This window comes from Microbacterium sp. (genome assembly GCF_036823965.1).
GTDB lineage: Bacteria > Actinomycetota > Actinomycetes > Actinomycetales > Microbacteriaceae > Microbacterium.
The window spans coordinates 43094-60556 of the sequence record NZ_DAITBE010000009.1; the positions used below are offsets into that span (position 1 = coordinate 43094).

The 17463-nt window shown below is 69.4% G+C and carries 14 protein-coding genes; 6 read left to right on the forward strand and 8 right to left on the reverse strand.

Features of this window, described 5'->3' with window-relative positions; translation table 11 throughout:
• Nucleotides 1–53 precede the first annotated feature (53 nt).
• From V7Z82_RS14650 to V7Z82_RS14670, 5 genes are all read right to left on the reverse strand, one after another.
• Nucleotides 54–989 (reverse strand): aldose 1-epimerase family protein, encoded by a 936-nt coding sequence (locus V7Z82_RS14650; RefSeq protein WP_442927645.1) that lies wholly within the window; start codon nucleotides 987–989, stop codon nucleotides 54–56.
• Nucleotides 989–2512 (reverse strand): L-arabinose isomerase, encoded by a 1524-nt coding sequence (araA, locus tag V7Z82_RS14655; RefSeq protein ID WP_334152289.1) that lies wholly within the window; start codon nucleotides 2510–2512, stop codon nucleotides 989–991. Before araA ends, V7Z82_RS14650 begins: the two co-directional genes overlap by 1 nt.
• 9 nt (nucleotides 2513–2521) lie before the next feature.
• Nucleotides 2522–4105 carry a xylulokinase gene (locus V7Z82_RS14660; protein WP_334152290.1) on the reverse strand — a complete coding sequence of 528 codons (1584 nt, stop codon included), beginning with the start codon at nucleotides 4103–4105 and terminating at the stop codon, nucleotides 2522–2524.
• The gene (locus V7Z82_RS14665) at nucleotides 4102–4821 is read right to left on the reverse strand and encodes an L-ribulose-5-phosphate 4-epimerase (RefSeq protein WP_334152291.1); all 720 of its coding nucleotides are present in this window, start codon (nucleotides 4819–4821) and stop codon (nucleotides 4102–4104) included. Before V7Z82_RS14665 ends, V7Z82_RS14660 begins: the two co-directional genes overlap by 4 nt.
• Nucleotides 4822–4916: 95 nt before the next feature.
• Nucleotides 4917–5927 (reverse strand): LacI family DNA-binding transcriptional regulator, encoded by a 1011-nt coding sequence (locus V7Z82_RS14670; RefSeq protein WP_334152292.1) that lies wholly within the window; start codon nucleotides 5925–5927, stop codon nucleotides 4917–4919.
• Between the two features lie 57 nt (nucleotides 5928–5984).
• On the opposite strand from V7Z82_RS14670, the gene V7Z82_RS14675 reads away from it, so the two are divergent.
• Nucleotides 5985–6830 carry an NAD-dependent epimerase/dehydratase family protein gene (locus V7Z82_RS14675; protein WP_334152293.1) on the forward strand — a complete coding sequence of 282 codons (846 nt, stop codon included), beginning with the start codon at nucleotides 5985–5987 and terminating at the stop codon, nucleotides 6828–6830.
• 171 nt (nucleotides 6831–7001) lie between these two features.
• Here V7Z82_RS14675 and V7Z82_RS14680 read toward each other — a convergent pair whose 3' ends face one another.
• On the reverse strand, nucleotides 7002–8261 hold the full coding sequence (locus V7Z82_RS14680) for an FAD-binding protein (protein ID WP_334152294.1): 1260 nt from the start codon (nucleotides 8259–8261) through the stop codon (nucleotides 7002–7004).
• 78 nt (nucleotides 8262–8339) lie between these two features.
• Here V7Z82_RS14680 and V7Z82_RS14685 point away from each other — a divergent pair, with 78 nt between their 5' ends.
• The 5 genes from V7Z82_RS14685 (at nucleotide 8340) to arfA (ending at nucleotide 14378) form a co-directional block, all read left to right on the forward strand.
• Nucleotides 8340–9386, forward strand: coding sequence for a LacI family DNA-binding transcriptional regulator (locus tag V7Z82_RS14685; protein WP_334152296.1), 1047 nt, complete (start codon nucleotides 8340–8342; stop codon nucleotides 9384–9386).
• A gap of 204 nt (nucleotides 9387–9590) precedes the next feature.
• Entirely contained in the window at nucleotides 9591–10928 is a 1338-nt protein-coding gene (locus V7Z82_RS14690) for an extracellular solute-binding protein (protein WP_334152297.1), read from the forward strand.
• Nucleotides 10925–11893 carry a carbohydrate ABC transporter permease gene (locus V7Z82_RS14695; protein WP_334152298.1) on the forward strand — a complete coding sequence of 323 codons (969 nt, stop codon included), beginning with the start codon at nucleotides 10925–10927 and terminating at the stop codon, nucleotides 11891–11893. The genes V7Z82_RS14690 and V7Z82_RS14695 overlap by 4 nt, the downstream gene beginning before the upstream one ends.
• Nucleotides 11893–12804 (forward strand): carbohydrate ABC transporter permease, encoded by a 912-nt coding sequence (locus V7Z82_RS14700; protein ID WP_334152299.1) that lies wholly within the window; start codon nucleotides 11893–11895, stop codon nucleotides 12802–12804. Before V7Z82_RS14695 ends, V7Z82_RS14700 begins: the two co-directional genes overlap by 1 nt.
• Nucleotides 12805–12842: 38 nt before the next feature.
• A complete protein-coding gene (gene arfA, locus V7Z82_RS14705) occupies nucleotides 12843–14378 on the forward strand; it encodes an arabinosylfuranosidase ArfA (RefSeq protein WP_334152300.1) in 1536 nt (511 codons plus the stop codon).
• A 142-nt stretch (nucleotides 14379–14520) separates the two neighbouring features.
• On the opposite strand, the gene V7Z82_RS14710 is transcribed toward arfA, so the two are convergent.
• Together V7Z82_RS14710 and V7Z82_RS14715 are read right to left on the reverse strand one after the other, a co-directional pair.
• Nucleotides 14521–15984, reverse strand: coding sequence for an MFS transporter (locus V7Z82_RS14710; protein ID WP_334152301.1), 1464 nt, complete (start codon nucleotides 15982–15984; stop codon nucleotides 14521–14523).
• 288 nt (nucleotides 15985–16272) lie between these two features.
• Nucleotides 16273–17463 carry a bifunctional 2-methylcitrate synthase/citrate synthase gene (locus V7Z82_RS14715; RefSeq protein ID WP_334152302.1) on the reverse strand — a complete coding sequence of 397 codons (1191 nt, stop codon included), beginning with the start codon at nucleotides 17461–17463 and terminating at the stop codon, nucleotides 16273–16275.

The following is a 17463-nucleotide window of genomic DNA, read 5'->3' on the forward strand; positions in this document are numbered from 1 at the left end:
CCTCGGCGTCCGAACGGCGGCGGCAACTGCGACCGGAACAGCGGCCGTGGCCGCTAGATGCCGAAGATCCGCCAGGATGCCGCGTGCGTCGCTCCGGGAGCGAGCGTCACGAGGTCGACGCCGGAGTTGAAGGCGTCCGGCGGGCAGGTCATGGGCTCGACCGCGAGGCCGATGCGATGCGTCTCCGGCGTCGCCGGGGTGTCGGCGGTATGCACCTGCACCCACGGGCAGCGCTCGTCCCACGCCATGCCGACGCCATGGCCGTCGACGGCCGTCAGGCGCACCTCCGCAGCACCGTCGGTGCGGTCGAGTTCGGTGAAGGCGTGGTCGATGAAGACGTCGGCGATCGGGCGGGGCGTACGGAAGTCCCACTCCGGGTGCTGCGTCACCGGCTCGACCGCGACGGGGCTCAGCCGATCCGGGGTGACCGTGAGGACCTCGGATGCCGGGAGGGTGAGCGTCCAGTCGTCCACCCGCTGGGTCCCGGAGCCTGCCGGAGGGCCGGCCACGAGATACGGATGCGGTCCGGTGCCCCAGGGCGCGGCATCCGCCCCGACGTTGTGCGCGGTCACCGTCTGGTGCAGGCCATCGGCGTCGAGCCGGTACTCGACCTCGACCTCGACGCGGAACGGATAGCCGGTCTGCGGCAGGATCACGGCGGCCAGCACGACCCGGTCATCGAGCACCAGCCGGTCTTCGAACTCGACCCAGGCGAGCAGTCCGTGCAGGGCATGGCTGCGTTCGGGCTCGGTCAGCGGCAGCTGATGCTCCGCGCCCTCGAAGCGGTACCGGCCGTCGACGATACGGTTCGGCCATGGGGCGAGCGTCGCGCCGCGATACCCCGGCCGCACCGCATCCGCGCCGAACGGCACGACGAGATCGCGGCCGTCGATCGTGAGGGTCCGCAGCGTCGCGCCGATGCTCGCGATCTCGGCGCGATAGCCGGCAGCGGCGATGCGCAGCTGGCGGCCGGAGCGTGCGACCGCGATCACAGGCCCTGCGCCAGACGGTAGTACGCCTGATTCCAGCGGACCTGCTTCTGGAACTCCGGCAGCGTGGTGCTGTCATCGATCACGAGCAGCTCGACCTCCGCCATGTCGGCGAAGTCGCGGAACGCGTCGAGGCCGACCGCGGTCGACATGACCGTGTGGTGCGCGGCGCCGGCGGTGAGCCAGGCGGCGGCACTCGTGGTGAAGTCGGGCTGCGGCTTCCAGACCGCGCGGCCGACCGGCAGCTTCGGCAACGAGGCCCGAGGCGGCACGTTCTCGACCACGTTCGCGGTCAGTCGGAACCGGTCGCGCATGTCGCTGAGCGCGACGACGATCGCGGGACCGGGGTCGGCCGTGAACACCAGGCGCACCGGGTCGTCCTTGCCGCCGATGCCGAGCGGGTGGATCTCGAGCGTGGGCTTCGCGGTCGTGAGCGACGGCGACACCTCGAGCATGTGCGCGCCGAGGATCAGCTCGTCGCCCGGCGTCATGTCATAGGTGTAGTCCTCCATGAGGCTCGCACCGCCTGGCAGCCCCGAGCCCATGACGTTCGCGATGCGCACCAGGATCGCCGTCTTCCAGTCGCCCTCGGCGCCGAAGCCGTAGCCCTCCGCCATCAGGCGCTGCACCGCGAGGCCGGGCAGCTGCTTCAGCGCCCCGAGGTCCTCGAACGAGGTGGTGAAGGCGCCGAAGCCGCCCTCCTCCAGGAAGGAACGCAGCCCGATCTCGATCGCCGCACCGTCGCGCAGCGACTCGTGCCGCTCGCCGCCGCGGCGCAGCTCCGGCGCGACCTCGTACAGCTCCTCGTATTCGGCGACGAGCGCATCGATGTCGGCAGCGGATGCCGCGGCCACGGCATCCGCCAGCTCGTTCACGCCCCACGTGTTGACCTGCACGCCGAACCGCAGCTCGGCCTCGGTCTTGTCCCCCTCTGTCACCGCGACGAAGCGCATGTTGTCGCCGAAGCGCGCCAGCTTCAGGTCGCGGGATGCCGCAAGTCCTGCCGCCGCGCGCTGCCAGGTGCCGAGCTCGCGGCGAAGTCGCGGGTCGGAGGCGTGGCCGACGATCGTCTTGCGCGGCACGCCGAGGCGCGTCTGGATGTACCCGAACTCGCGATCGCCGTGCGCAGCCTGGTTGAGGTTCATGAAGTCGAAGTCGATGTCGGCCCACGGCAGCTCGACGTTGGCCTGCGTGTGCAGGTGCGCGAGCGGCTTCTGCAGCGCGTCGAGTCCGGCGATCCACATCTTGGCGGGGCTGAACGTGTGCATCCAGGCCACGAGGCCGATCACGCGGTCGTCGGCGTTGGCCTCGAGCGCGGTGCGCTTGATGGCGGCCGAGTCCGTCAGCACCGGCTTCCAGACGATCTTCACCGGCACCTCGGACGACTCGTCGAGCAGTCGCGCGATCTCCTGCGACTGCGTCGCGACCTGCGCGAGCGTCTCTGGTCCGTACAGGTGCTGGCTGCCGGTGAGGAACCAGACCTCGTAGCCGTCGAGGGAGGTGGTGAGCGGAGTGCGGGTCATGAACGGTCCTTACAGGGAGTCGACGGCGGCGGCCTCGACGGCCAGTCCGGCGCGGTAGCGGTCGAGGTAGGAGGCGAAGCCGGCGACATCCGCCGGGTCGGGGTCTGCGGTGGAGAGTGATGCCGTGGCGAACACGCGCTGATCGAGATACTCGGCGAGCGAGCGGTCGTCTGCCTCGGCGAGGTACGACGCGAGCACCGCGATGCCCCAGGCGCCGCCCTCCGCGGCAAGCTCGCCGACAGCGACGGGAGCGTCGAGCGCGCCGGCGAGGAACCGCTGTGCGACACCCGCGGTACGGAACATGCCACCGTGCGCGAACATCCGGTCGAGCCGCACCCCTTCACCCGCCAGCACCTGCATGCCGAGCGCGAGCGTGCCGAAGACGCCGTAGACCTGGGCGCGCATGAAGTTCGCGAGCGTGAAGGCGCTGTCCGGCGTCCGCACGAACAGCGGACGCCCTTCGATCGACCCGGCGATCGGCTCGCCGGCGAGGTGGTTGTAGGCGATCAGACCACCGGCATCCGCCTCGCCGTCGAGCGCCTCACGGAACAGGGCATCGAAGGCCGCGTCGTCGCTGACCGGCTGACCGGCGACCGCCGCGAAGCGCGTGAACAGTCCCGCCCAGGCGGCGAGCTCGCTGGCGCCGTTGTTGCAGTGCACCATGGCGACCGCATCGCCCGCCGGCGTGGTGACGAGGTCGAGTTCGTGGTGCACCTCGGCCAGCGGATGCTCGAGCACGACCATCGCGAAGATGCTGGTGCCGGCGCTGACGTTGCCGGTGCGCGGGGCGACGGAGTTCGTCGCCACCATGCCGGTGCCGGCGTCGCCCTCCGGCGGGCACAGCGGGATGCCGGGGCGCAGCACGCCGCTCGGGTCGAGGAGCGCGGCGCCATCCGCCGTGAGGGTGCCGGCTGCCGCACCGGCGGGGAGCACCGCTGGCAGGAGCTGTGCGGCGCGTGTGGGCAGCCGGTCGCCGATGAGGGTGTCGTAGGCGTGCAGCATCCGCTCGTCGTAGTCGCCGGTCGCGGAGTCGATCGGGAACATGCCCGAGGCATCGCCGACGCCGAGCACCCGCTCGCCCGTGAGCTGCTGGTGCACGTAGCCCGCGAGCGTGGTGACGCTCGCGATCTGCGAGACGTGCGGTTCGGCGTCGAGCACTGCCTGATGCAGGTGCGCGATCGACCAACGGAGCGGGATGTTCACGCCGAACAGCTCCCCCAGCTCGGCGGATGCGGCACCAGTGCTCGTGTTGCGCCAGGTGCGGAACGGCACGAGCAGCCCGCCGGACTCGTCGAACGCGAGATAGCCGTGCATCATCGCCGAGACGCCGATCGCGCCGAAGGTCTCCGGTCGGATGCCGTGGCGCTCCTGCGCATCATCGATCAGCGCCGCGTACGCCGCCTGCAGCCCGGACCACACCGCATCGATCGCGTAGGTCCAGCGGCCGTCCTCGAGCCGGTTCTCCCAGGAGTACGAGCCGGTGGCGAGCACCTCGGTCGCATCGGGTCCGATCAGGCACGCCTTGATGCGGGTCGAGCCGAGTTCGATGCCGAGGCTCGTGCGGGCTTCGCGGATGTCGTCCTGGATGCTCATCGCCGGGTATCCTCGCTCTGGCCGTACACGTTCTGGTAGCGGTCGAACAGGCTGTCGATCGCGGTCTGCGGGATCGGGATCAGCGGACCGGCTTCGCGGGCGAGGTGCACGGTGCGGGCGACGTCCTCCACCATGACCGCGGCCTTCACGGCATCCTTCGGGTCGGAGCCGATCGTGAACGGGCCGTGGTTCTGCATGAGCACCGCGCGGGAGCGGTGGCCGCTGAGCGTCTCGACGATGCCGCGCCCGATCGAGTCGTCGCCGATGATCGCGAAGGGGCCGACCGGGATCGGGCCGCCGAACTCGTCGGCCATCGCGGTGATCACGCACGGGATCTCCTCGCCGCGCGCGGCCCACGCCACGGCATAGGTCGAGTGCGTGTGCACGACTCCGCCGACGGCAGGCATGTGCCGATAGACGTACGCGTGGGCCGCCGTGTCGCTCGACGGGGAGCGGTCGCTGCCCGGCGTGCCCGGGATCACGGCGCCGTCGAGGTCGCACAGGATCATGTTCTCCGGCGCGAGGTCGTCGTAGCTCACACCGCTGGGCTTGATCACGAACAGGTCAGCGCCGGGCACTCGGCCCGAGACGTTGCCGCCGGTCCAGACGACCAGGCCGGAGCGGACCAGCTCGCCGTGCAGGCGGGCGACATCAGCCCGGACGGTGGCGATCGCACGCTCGACGGCGGGATCAAAGGTGGGGGCGTCGTTGCTCACAGCTGCCTCAGGTCGGTCGCGTCCGGCCACTGTGACCGGTCACGGAAGTCTGTCACGGGCGGGTTCGGTGCGTCAAGACACCCGGGGTTCGCCGGTCAGCGGGGCCGGGCGACCGAGGCGCGGGAGACCAGCACCGGGGCGACAGGGGCGAGCGCGGATGCCGCGGCATCCGCACCGCCGATCACGACGGCGACCGCACGCCGGGCGAGCTCCTCGAAGTCCTGGCGGACGGTCGTGAGCGCCGGCCAGTAGTACGCGGCATCCGGGGTGTCGTCGAAGCCGACCACGCTCACGTCGCCCGGCACGGCGAGGCCCGCCTCGTGCAGTGCACTCAGCAGCCCGAGCGCCATCTGGTCATTCGCGGCGAACACGGCGGTGACGCCGGAGCGTCGCACGGCATCGACCGCGGCATAGCCGGATCCGGCGGACCAGTCCCCCGCGATCACCGGGCCAGGGGCGAGCCCGCGGGCGGCGAGCTCTGCCGCGAAGCCGTCGGCGCGAGACTCGGCCTCGAGCCAGTCGGCGGGGCCCGCGAGGTGCGCGATGCGGGTGTGCCCTGCGTCGGCGAGCGCGGCGACGGCCAGCCGGGCGCCGGCGGCCTGGTCGACCGAGAGCCCGGTGGCGCCGAGTCCTGCGGAGTGCAGGGTCACCACCGGCACGTCGATGCGGAGGGCGGCGAGCGCCTCCAGGGTCTGGGTGTGCGGTGCGACGACGACGATGCCCTCGACGCCCTGCACGACGAGGTGATCGACCGCGGCGACGACGGCTGCGGCATCCGCGGCATCCGCGAACGCGGCGCTGACCCAGTACCCGGCCTCGCGGGCCGAGGCCTCGAGCGCGGCGAGACTGCGAGACGGGCCGTATTGCAGCGCATCCGAGGCCAGCACGCCGAGCGTCCGCGAGCGGCGGGTGCCGAGCGCGCGGGCGGCGTTGTTCATGCGATAGCCGAGCTCGGACATCGCGGCGCGCACGCGCTCCTTCGTCTCGGCGGCGACGTCGGGGTGGTCGTTCAGCACGCGCGACACGGTCTGCCGAGACACCCCTGCGCGGGCGGCGACGTCACGCACACCGATCGCTCGGCGCTGGTCGCTGCTCGTGTCACTCACGCCGACGAGTGTACGACGACCGGAGCCAGCGGCCCGTCGCCGTGCCACGCTGGTCACATGCGCATCGCTCTCACTGGATCATCCGGCAAGCTCGGCCGCGTCGTCGCACGGGAACTCCGCGCGAACGGCGACGAGGTCATCGGCATGGACATCAGCGGCACCCGTGGACCCGACTTCGTGCAGGTCGATCTGACCGACTACGGCCAGGTCGTCGACGCCTTCACGGCCGTCGGCGATCGGCACGACGGCATCGACGCCGTGGTGCACCTCGGGGCGATCCCGGCCCCCGGCATCCGCAGCGATGTCGCGACCTTCCACAACAACATGCCGGCCACGTTCAACGTGTTCTGGGCGGCGGTGCGCCTGGGCATCCGGCGCATCGTGTACGCATCGAGCGAGACGGTGCTCGGCCTGCCGTTCGACGTGCCGCCGCCCTACGTGCCGGTCGATGAGGACTACCCGGCGCGGCCCGAATCGGTCTACTCGCTCGTCAAGACGCTCGAGGAGCAGCTGGCCACCGAGCTCGTGCGCTGGCACCCCGAGGTGTCGATCACGGCGCTGCGGTTCTCGAACGTGATGGACCCGGAGGACTACGCCGAGTTCCCCTCGTTCGACGACGATGCCCTCCGCCGCAAGTGGAACCTCTGGGGCTACATCGACGCGCGCGACGGCGCCCAGGCGGTGCAGCGAGCGCTCGAGGTCGCTGCACCCGGGTTCGACCGGTTCATCATCGCGGCGGCCGACACCGTGATGTCGCGCCCGAACGAGGAACTGCTCGCCGAGGTCTTCCCCGACGTGTCGGTGACGCGCGAGTTCGGTCCGAACGAGACGCTGCTGTCGATCGACAAGGCCCGCCGCGTGCTCGGCTACGACCCGCAGCACTCCTGGCGCGACCACGTCTGACCCGACGGGCGCCGTTCCGGTCGCAGTTGGTGCCGCCCCGCGCCCGTCACGGCGGCACGAAGCGCGACCGGAAGGATGCCGGGCGGCACGAAGTGCGGAAGGATGCCGGGCGGCACCATGAGCGCACAACTGGGTTCCTGAGCCTGTCGAAGGGCCCCGGAGGGGATGCCGCTACAGCCCGAGGCGCTCCAGGTACGGGTTCACCAGGCGTCGCTCCGGGTCGAAGCGAGCCGCGAGCGCGGCGAAGTCGTCCCACCGCTGATAGCGCGAGCGCGTCTCGGCACCGTCGAGCGTGAACACCTTGCCCCAGTGCGGGCGGGCGGTCTCGGGCAGCGCGGCCTCGATCGTGGGCAGCAGCGCGCGGACGGCCTCCTCCTCGGGCTTCCAGGTGAAGTGGATGCCGACCGCCTCCGTCCCGTTCGACGAGCTCAGCCACAGGTCGTCCGCTCGCACGGTCCGGATCTCGTTCACGAGCAGCAGCGGCGCGATCTGCCCGGCGAGCGTGCGCACGGCCTGGATCGCCGCGACCGCGTCGGCGCGCGGCACGAGGTACTCGGTCTGGATCTCGGCGCCCGCCGACGGGGTGAATTCGAGCTTGAAGTGCGCGAGCCGCTCGAACCACGGGCCGGCGATCCCGAGCTGCTCGGTGCAGGCGATCGGATCGACGCCGAGGATCGGATGCCGTCTGCTCGTCGCAGGCTCGGCGCCGAGCCGCTCGAACAGCGACTCCCGCGCGGCCTCTCGCGCCTCGGGCTGACGCTGCTTGACCCAGATCTGATCCACGAAGTCGGTGCGCTCCCACGTCGAGAAGAGACTCACGCTGGTGCCGATCGAGGTCACCTCGTCGAAGTCCGCGAGCACGGCATCCCAGCTCGGGTGCTCGAACACGTGCTGCGCGACCTCGTACGTCGGCTCGACGTCGAGCGTCACGTCGAGCACGGCGCCGAGCGCACCGAGACTCACGACGGCGCCGTCGAAGTCGGCGTCGCCGCGCTCGAGCGTGCGCGTCTCCCCGGCGGGCGTGAGGATCGTGAGGCCGCGCACCGCGCTCGCGAGCGAGCCGATCGCGTCGCCGGAGCCGTGGGTGCCGGTGGCGATGGCGCCGGCGACCGAGATGTGCGGCAGCGAGGCGAGATTGGCGAGCGCGAGCCCCTCGGCGTCGAGCAGCGGCGCGATGTCGCCATAGCGCGCGGCACCGGAGACCCGAACGGCGGTCCTGGTCGGGTTGATCTCGAAGACCCGGGGCAGCCGGTCGAGTGCGATGAGCACGCCGTCGGTGTCGGCGATGTCGTTGAAGCAGTGCCGGGATCCGAGGATGCGCACCGGTCCACCCTGCGCGAGCACGCCGCGAAGCTCGTCGACCGACTCGGGATGCGCGATCGTCGAGGCCCGGTACGTGAGGTTGCCTGCCCAGTTGCGTTCGATGGTCATGGCGCCATGATAACCACGCACACACGGACTACATCGATGTATCGCGCTGCACGACAGCCCCGCCGGTAGGCTGACCGGATGACAGCGACGCCGCCGCCCCGCGCCACGATGAAAGACGTCGCCGCGCTCGCCGGGGTCTCGGCGAAGACCGTCTCGAACGTGGTCACCGGTACCGTTCCGGTGAACGAGAGCACGCGCGCCAAGGTCGAATCCGCGATGGCGCAGCTCGACTTCGTGCCCAACCTCAGCGCTCGCGGACTGCGCAAGGGACGCTCCGGGATCATCGCCGTCGCCCTCCCCGATCTCGCCACCGCGTTCTCGGCCGAGCTCGTGCACCGCATCGTCGAGGCCGCGCACGCGCGGGGTCTCGCCGTGCAGATCGAGGAGACCGCGTCGGAGCCCGAGCGCGAGAAGGAACTCGTCTCGCGCGCCAGGGCGCACCTGGTCGACGGCCTGATCCTGAACCCGATCCGCCTCGAGGACAGCGTGCTGAAGTACGCCGACCGGCTGCCGCCGCTCGTCGTGATCGGCGAGGTCGAGCAGAACCGCGCCGACCATGTGCGCATCGACAGTCGGCAGGCCGCCGCCGACGCCACCCGCCATGTGCTGTCCCGGGGTGCGACGCGGATCGCGGTGGTCGGCGCCGACGACGATCCATCGGTCGCGACGGCGACCAGCCGGCTCCGCCTCGAGGGCGTGCACGATGCGCTGCGCGAGGCCGGCATCCCGCGTGATCCGGCGCTCGAGATCAACCGCCTGCCCTGGTCGATGGACGGTGGAGCGGATGCTGTGCGCACCCTGCTCGCCCGCCGAGTGCCGTTCGACGCGATCGTCGCGTTCACGGACTCCCTGGCGCTCGGCGCCCTGCACACGCTGCACGACAACGGCATCCGCGTCCCCGACGACGTGATCGTGACCGGCTTCGACGACGTGGAGTTCTCTCGGTTCACCTCACCGGCGCTGACCTCGGTCGCGTTCGATCGCAAGGCGTTCGCGGTCGCGGCGCTCGGCCTGCTCGAGTCGCGCATGGACGACCGCAGCGCCCCGCCCCGCTCGCTCACGCTCTCGCACCAGCTGCTGGAGCGCGCGAGCACCCAGGGTCGCCCCTCCGGCTATCGCCCCTGACGCAGCATCCACGGCGAGCCACCCCGTTCCGGTCGCACTTCACGTCGCCTCCGCGGCCATCGCGCGGCAGCAACTGCGACCGGAACCACCACACGGATGCCGAAACGGCAGCAACTGCGACCGGAGTCTCGACGTGCCGCTTGCGCCACCGATTACATCGATGTAATGATGAGGCGTCCACCTCACGGTCACGAAGGAGTGACGATGACGCCCCCGCTCGATCTGTCCCGCAGGCAGTTCCTCACTGCCGCCTCACTCGCCGCCGGCACGGCGCTCCTCGCCGGCTGCGTCCCTGGAACCGGCACCGGCTCCAGCACCGAGACCCTGCAGTTCTGGCATCTGCTCTCCGGCGGTGACGGCGTCACGATGTCGTCGCTGCTCGATCAGGTGAACGGCGCGCAGTCCGCGTTCCGCATCCGCCCCACCGTGCTCGCCTGGGGCACGCCGTACTACACGAAGCTCGCGATGGCGGGTGCCGGCGGCCGCGCACCGGACGTCGCCGTCATGCACGCGACCCGCACGGTCGGCTGGGCGCCAGGCGGCCTGCTCGACACCTGGGACCTCGACCGTCTCGCCGCGCTCGGCGTCGACGAGTCGACCTTCCCGAAGCCCATCTGGGAGAAGGGCTTCGTCGGCGAGAACATGTACAGCGTCGCGCTCGACGCGCACCCCTTCGTGCTGATGTTCAACACGCACGTCTGCGATGCGGCTGGAGTCCTCGACTCCGACGGAAAGCTGCAGGAGACGAACTCGCCCGAGGAGTTCCTCGACCAGCTGCGCACCGTGAGCGGCACCGCGTCGGGCCACGCACTCTCCTACGGCTACCTCGGAGACGGCGCCCAGATGTGGCGCCTCTTCTACGGGCTGTATGCGCAGCACGGACTCGCGATGGAGCTGCCGATCGGCGGCAAGGCCGTGATCGACAAGGATGCCGCGGTCGAATCGCTCAGCTTCATGCAGACACTGCTCGACGGCGAGATCGCCGCAGCGCAGAACGACTACGGCAGCGCGATCGCCGAGTTCGCGACGGGTAAGAGCGGCATGCTGATGACCGGCGTGTGGGAGCTGCGCACCATGCAGGCCGCCGACCTCCCGTTCGACGCGACCATGATCCCGACGCTCTACGGCACCCCGGCGGTCTACGCCGACTCGCACTCGTTCGTGCTGCCGCACCAGGCGAACGCCGATCCTGCGAAGCGCGACCTGACGTATCAGTTCGTCGCCGACATGCTGAAGAACTCGTTCGGATGGGCCGAGGCCGGCCACATCCCCGCGTTCCTGCCGGTCACGCAGTCCCCCGAGTACGACGATCTGATCCCCCAGGCGCACTATGCCGAGGCCGCCGAGCACGTGGTCTACGACCCGACCGCCTGGTTCACCGGCTCCGGATCGAGCTTCCAGGGCGAGTTCGGCGCAGCGGTGCAGGGCGTGCTCCTGAACGGCGACGATCCAGCCGCCGCGATCGACCGCTTCGAACGACGCGTCAACACCCTGCTCGCCCAACCGAATCCGGCCGACCCCGAGGGGAAGTGGAACTCATGAGCACCGCGACCTCCAACGCCAACGCCAACGCCAACGCCACCCGCACGATCGTCACGGGGAAGGCATCCGACTTCCACCCTCGCCGCGCCGGCTCCCGCAACCGCGAGCAGCTGGTCAGCTGGGTGTTCCTCGCACCGTTCCTGATCGCGTTCGTGCTGTTCCTCGCCTGGCCGATCATCCACGGCATCTACCTCAGCTTCACCGACCAGTCGCTCACCGGCGCCGGGGGCGGGTTCGTCGGCTTCTCGAACTACGCCGAGGCGCTCACCGACCCGATCATGTGGCAGTCCATGTGGAACACGGTCTGGTTCACGCTCCTCTCGACCGTCCCCCTCGTGGCGATCGCGCTGCTGATGGCGGCGCTCGTCGATCGCGGCCTGCCCGGCCAGTGGCTGTGGCGGCTGTCGTTCTTCATGCCGTATCTGCTCGCCTCGACCGTGATCTCGCAGATCTGGGTCTGGATCTTCAACCCGCAGATCGGTGCGGCGAACAACATCCTGAAGTTCTTCGGGCTCGAGCCGCTCGCGTGGCTGCAGAACCCTGAGACGAACATGATCTCGATCGTGATCGCCACCGTGTGGTGGACCGTCGGCTTCAACTTCCTGCTGTACCTCGCGGCCATGCAGAACATCCCGGCCCAGCAGTACGAGGCGGCCTCCCTCGACGGAGCCAGCGCGTGGCGCCAGTTCTGGTCGATCACGCTTCCGCAGCTCGGACCGGCCACCGTCCTGATCCTGATCCTGCAGATCCTCGCATCGCTCAAGCTGTTCGACCAGGCGTATCAGATGCTCGGCGGCGTCGCGAGCGACACCACCCGCTCGATCGTGCAGTACATCTACGAGGCCGGCTTCGTGAGCTACCGATTCGGATACTCGGCCGCCATCTCGTACGTCTTCTTCGCTCTCATCGTCATCCTCGGCGTCGTTCAGGCCCTGATCTCGCGCCGCCGGAAGGAGCAGTTCTGATGTCCTCCACCACCCTCACGCCGACCGAGACCCTCACGGTCCCGAAGCCCACCCGCTCCCGACGTCCGCACCTGCCCGGCCAGAAGCCGTTCGGCCCGTTGCGCGTCACCGCGTTCATCGTGCTGGCCGTGCTCGCGATCGGCTGGCTGCTGCCCTTCCTCTGGGCGGTCGCGACCGCCTTCAAGACCGAGACGGATGCCGCATCCGGCGACCCCGGCTGGATCGGCGCGACCGGTCCGACCGTCGAGGCGTTCACCGCGATCCTCTCGCAGGGCAACGTGTACACCTGGGCACTCAACAGCCTGTTCACCTCGGTGGCGATCACCCTGATCACGCTGACCATCTCGGCCCTTGCGGCCTACGCCTTCTCGCGCCTCGACTTCACCGGACGCAAGTGGCTGTTCGTCGTGATCATCGCCTCGATCGTGGTGCCGCCGCAGGTGCTGATCATCCCGCTGTTCTACGAGATGCTCGCGTTCAACCTGATCGACACGTACTGGGGTCTGATCCTGCCGCAGGTCGTGGCACCCGCCATGGTCTTCATCCTGAAGCGGTTCTTCGACGCGATCCCGATCGAGCTGGAGGATGCCGCACGCGTCGACGGCGCGAGCCGGCTGCGCATCTTCTGGTCCATCGTGCTGCCGCTGTCGCGGCCGATCCTGGCATCCGTCGCGATCTTCGTATTCATCGGCGCCTGGAACAACTTCCTCTGGCCGTTCCTCGTCATCAACGACACCACGCTGATGACGCTGCCGGTCGGACTCCAGACCGTGATCAGCGCCTACGGCGTGCAGTACGCGCAGGTCATGGCCCAGGCCGTGCTCGCGGCGCTGCCGCTCATCATCGTGTTCATCATCTTCCAGAAGCAGATCGTCAAGGGCGTCGCGACCAGCGGCTTCGGCGGTCAGTAGTCCCCCACCCGGCCACAGAGCCAGATACAAGGAGAGCAATGTCTCAGGCCCGCATCACCATCGACCGCGACTTCACGATCGCCGACGTCCCCCGGAGACTCTTCGGCTCGTTCGTCGAGCACATGGGGCGCTGCGTCTACACCGGCATCTACGAGCCCGGCCACCCGCAGGCAGACGAGCGCGGGTTCCGGCAGGACGTGCTGGCCCTGGTGAAGGAGATGGGACCGACCGTGGTCCGCTACCCCGGCGGCAACTTCGTCTCCGGCTACCGCTGGGAGGACGGCGTCGGCCCCGCAGCGGATCGGCCGGTGCGCATCGACGGCGCCTGGCACACGATCGAGACCAATGCGTTCGGCCTGCACGAGTTCATGGACTGGGCGAAGGAAGCCGACGTCGAGGTCATGGAGGCCGTGAACCTGGGCACCCGTGGCGTCGAGGAGGCGCGCGCGCTCGTCGAGTACGCGAACCACCCCGGCGGCACCTACTGGTCGGACCTGCGACGCAAGAACGGTGCGGAGCAGCCCTTCGACATCAAGCTGTGGTGCCTCGGCAACGAGCTCGACGGCCCGTGGCAGATCGGCGGCAAGACCGCCACCGAGTACGGCCGGCTCGCGCAGGAGTCCGCCAAGGCGATGCGCCTGGTCGACCCTTCGATCGAGCTCGTGGCGGTCGGGTCGTCCGGTCGGTCGATGCCGACCTTCGGCACCTGGGAGCACACGGTGCTCTCGCACGCCTACGACGAGGTCGACTTCGTCTCGATGCACGCCTACTACCAGGAGCACGACGGCGACGCCGAGTCGTTCCTCGCCGAGTCCACCGACATGGATGCGTTCATCGAGGGCGTCATCGCGACGGTCGACGCGGTCAAGGCCGCCGGCAAGCACACCAAGCAGGTCGACATCTCGTTCGACGAATGGAACGTGTGGGACCAGGTGCGGTACAACGACGTCGAGGCGAAGGAGATCGAGCAGGCCGGGTGGAAGCAGCATCCGCGACTCATCGAGGACACGTACAACGTGACGGATGCCGTCGTCGTCGGCACCCTGCTGAACAGCCTGCTGCGACACGGCGACCGGGTGAAGATCGCGAACCAGGCGCAGCTCGTGAACGTGATCGCGCCGATCCGCTCTGAGGAGGGCGGGGCCGCCTGGCGTCAGACGAGCTTCTGGCCCTTCGAGCGGATGGCGCGCCTGGCGACCGGCCGCATCCTGCGTCTCGCGGTCACCGCACCGCAGATCGAGACGAAGCGCTACGGCGGGGTCGACTCGATCGACGCTGCGGCCACCTGGGACGAGGCGACCGGCCGGCTGGTCGTGTTCGTCGCGAACCGCTCGCTCGACGAGGCGAACGACCTCACGATCGACCTGCACGGGCTCGGCGATGTGCGCCTGCGTCAGGCCGAGACGCTGACCGTGCCGGAGGGCGGCGACCGCCACACGTCGAACCTCGAGACGGCGCCGGACAGCGTGCACATGGTGCCGCTCGCGGCAGCCGAGGTCGTGGGCGGGGCCGTTCGCGCCACGCTGCCGGCGCTGTCCTGGTCGGTCATCGAGCTCGAGGTGGCGCGCGCCTGAGCCGCATCCGACGCTTCGACAGGCTCAGCGCCCCACTGGGGTGCTGAGCCTGTCGACGTCCGGATCCCTGAGCCAGCTGGTTCCCTGAGCCAGCTGGGTCCCTGAGCCAGCTGGGTGCCTGAGCCTGTCGAAGGGTCCGGAACTACGTGTGCTTCTCCGCCGGATCCACCAGCGAGAGCGGATCGGCGATGTCCTCCAGCGACTTCCCCGCGGCGCTGACCCCGAAGATGCCGCAGATGATCCCGCCGAACATCATGATCGCCGCCCCGAGCACGTATCCCCAGAACAGCGGGCCGCGGTCGCCGGTCTCGGCGCTCTGGCCGATGAGCGACCCGTACAGCACGGGTGCGACGGCGCCGACGAGCTGGCCGATCGAGAAGACGTACGAGATCACCTGGCTGCGCAGCTCGAGTGGGAAGATCTCGCTCACCGTGAGGTAGGCCGCGGATGCTCCGGCCGAGGCGAAGAAGAACGACGCGCACCAGAACGCTGTGTGCGTGCCGGCGTTCAGCACGCCCGCATTGAACAGGAAGGCACTCACGAGCAGGATGCTGCCGGCGAGCATGTAGGTCGCGAACAGCATCCGTCGCCGACCCCAGGTGTCGAAGAAGTGACCGAGCACGAGCGCCCCGGTGAGATTGCCGACCGCGAAGATGATGAAGTACTGCGACGCCGAGGCGGGCGGGGTGTCGTAGAAGTTCTCCAGCACCAGCGCGTAGGTGAAGAAGATCGCGTTGTAGAGGAACGACTGCGTCACCATCATGGTGATGCCGACCAGGGTGCGGCGGGGGTACTTCCGGAACAGCACCTTCACGATCACGAGGAACGGAACACGACCGTACTCCTTGACGGTGATGGCCTTGCTCTCATCGACCGGAGGAATGGTCTTGCCCTCCTTGCGGATGCGCTCCTCGATCTCGTCGAGGTTGCGCTCTGCCGCGTCCTCGCGTCCGTGCGTCATCTGCCAGCGCGGACTCTCCGGGATGTGCCGACGCAACCAGATGATGAGCACTCCGAGCACCGGGCCGAGGAAGAAGCTGAGACGCCAGCCGATGTCGGCGGGGAGGATGTCGGTGTTCAGGAAGAACATGTTCGCGACGGCGCCGAGTGCGGCGCCGCCCCAATAGGTGCCGTTGATCGCGATGTCCACGCGTCCGCGGTATTTCGCCGGGATGATCTCGTCGATCGCCGAGTTGATCGCCGCGTACTCTCCGCCGATGCCTGCGCCGGCGACGAACCGCCAGATGTAGAAGAACCAGGGTGCGAAGGCGAGACCGGCGACCGCGGAGCCGACCAGGTACACGGCGAGCGACACGAGGAAGAGGTTCTTGCGGCCGAGGCGGTCGGTGAGGCGGCCGAAGACGAGTGCACCGAAGACCTGTCCGAGCAGATAGCAGGTGCCGGCGAGTCCGACCTCGGCCGGCCCCATGCCGAGCGTGGCTGCGTAGCCGTTCGCTGCGACGATCTGCACTTCGAGCCCGTCGAGGATCCAGGAGAACCCGAGTCCGACGACGATCATCCAGTGGAATCGGGACCAGGGCAGGCGGTCCAATCGTGCGGGTACGAGCGACCTGACCTCCTTGACGGACACGTCGGATGCGGACATCGGGCCTCCTTCTCGCGGGGGACGCCATCGCCCCGGCATCCGTCTTACTCCTGCCGACACGGCCGACGCACAGGGTTGACCGAGGGCCGCGGCCGCGCTAGGAACACGCCGCATGGGTCCCGCCTCGCATGGCTCCCGCCTCGCACGGGTCCCTGCGCCCGTCGAAGAGATGGGTCCCTGAGCCTGTCGAAGGGATGGGTCCCTGAGCCTGTCGAAGGGCCCGGGCACGCAGCAGGCCCCGATGCCGCAGAGCATCGGGGCCTGCTCACGATCAGGTCGAGGGTGGGATCAGCCGGCGGCCTCCTCCGGACGCTCGAGCACGTCGATCGCCGAGGTGTCCGGCTCGTACTCGTCGATGTGCCGCTCGTCCGGACCGTCGTACGCCGACAGCGGGCGGATCAGCGCATTCGACGACTGCTGCTCGATGATGTGCGCGGTCCAGCCGGTGATGCGCGCTGCGACGAAGAGCGGCGTGAACGTGAGCGTGTCGAAGCCGATCAGGTTGTATGCCGGACCTGACGGGTAGTCCAGGTTCGGATAGATGCCCTTGCGGGCGACGAACTCGCTCTCGAGCTTCTCGTACAGCTCGCCCACGGCGGGCTTGTCGTAGTGCTCGACGAGCGAGTCGAGCGCGGCCTTCATAGTCGGCACCCGCGAATCCCCGCGCTTGTACACGCGATGCCCGAAGCCCATGATCTTGCGCTTCTCGGCGAGCGCGGCGTCGAGCCAGGCCTCGACCTGGTCGGCAGTGCCGATCTCGTCGAAGATGTGCATGACGGCCTCGTTCGCGCCGCCGTGCAGCGGCCCCTTGAGCGCGCCGATCGCGCCGACCACGGCCGAGTACAGGTCGCTGAGCGTCGAGGTGATCACGCGGGCCGTGAACGTGGAGGCGTTGAAGGAGTGCTCCGCGTACAGGATCATCGAGCGGTTGAACGCGTCGACGACCACGGGATCGGGCTCCTCGCCGAACGTGAGCCACAGGAAGTTCGCGGCGTAATCGAGGTCGTCGCGCGGCTCGATGGGCTCGAGTCCTCGACGGCGGCGCTGCCCGTACGACACGATCGCTGGGAGCGCGGCGAACAGCGTGAGGCTGCGCTCCAGGTTCTCCTCGGGCGTGCCGACGGCATCCAGGACGTTGGCGATGCCCGCGGTCTCGATCGCGCCGATCACACTCACCGCGGTACGCACTTCGTCCATCGGGTGGGAATCCAGCGGCAGTCGGTCGATCGCGTCCTTGACGACGGGCGACAGTGCGCGGTGCGTGCGCTCGGTCAGTCGGAAGGCCGCGAGTTCGTCCGCAGTGGGGAGCTCGCCGTTCCACAGCAGGTACGCGACGGCCTCGAACGGCTGCGTGGCGGCCAGCTCCTGCACGGGGTAGCCGCGGTAGAGCAGGCTGTTCGTCTCCGGGTTGACCTTCGAGATCGCGGTCGTGTCGACGACGACCCCGGCGAGGCCCTTCTTGATGTCCGGCTCGGTCAT

Excerpts from the sequence above, each read along its gene's own strand:
- araA (WP_334152289.1), bottom strand. The coding sequence starts at position 2,512 with ATGACCCGCACTCCGCTCACCACCTCCCTCGACGGCTACGAGGTCTGG.
- V7Z82_RS14660 (WP_334152290.1), bottom strand. The coding sequence starts at position 4,105 with ATGAGCATCCAGGACGACATCCGCGAAGCCCGCACGAGCCTCGGCATC.
- V7Z82_RS14675 (WP_334152293.1), top strand. The coding sequence starts at position 5,985 with ATGCGCATCGCTCTCACTGGATCATCCGGCAAGCTCGGCCGCGTCGTC.
- V7Z82_RS14680 (WP_334152294.1), bottom strand. The coding sequence starts at position 8,261 with ATGACCATCGAACGCAACTGGGCAGGCAACCTCACGTACCGGGCCTCG.
- V7Z82_RS14685 (WP_334152296.1), top strand. The coding sequence starts at position 8,340 with ATGACAGCGACGCCGCCGCCCCGCGCCACGATGAAAGACGTCGCCGCG.
- V7Z82_RS14690 (WP_334152297.1), top strand. The coding sequence starts at position 9,591 with ATGACGCCCCCGCTCGATCTGTCCCGCAGGCAGTTCCTCACTGCCGCC.
- V7Z82_RS14695 (WP_334152298.1), top strand. The coding sequence starts at position 10,925 with ATGAGCACCGCGACCTCCAACGCCAACGCCAACGCCAACGCCACCCGC.
- V7Z82_RS14700 (WP_334152299.1), top strand. The coding sequence starts at position 11,893 with ATGTCCTCCACCACCCTCACGCCGACCGAGACCCTCACGGTCCCGAAG.
- arfA (WP_334152300.1), top strand. The coding sequence starts at position 12,843 with ATGTCTCAGGCCCGCATCACCATCGACCGCGACTTCACGATCGCCGAC.
- V7Z82_RS14710 (WP_334152301.1), bottom strand. The coding sequence starts at position 15,984 with ATGTCCGCATCCGACGTGTCCGTCAAGGAGGTCAGGTCGCTCGTACCC.
- V7Z82_RS14715 (WP_334152302.1), bottom strand. The coding sequence starts at position 17,463 with ATGACCGAGCCGGACATCAAGAAGGGCCTCGCCGGGGTCGTCGTCGAC.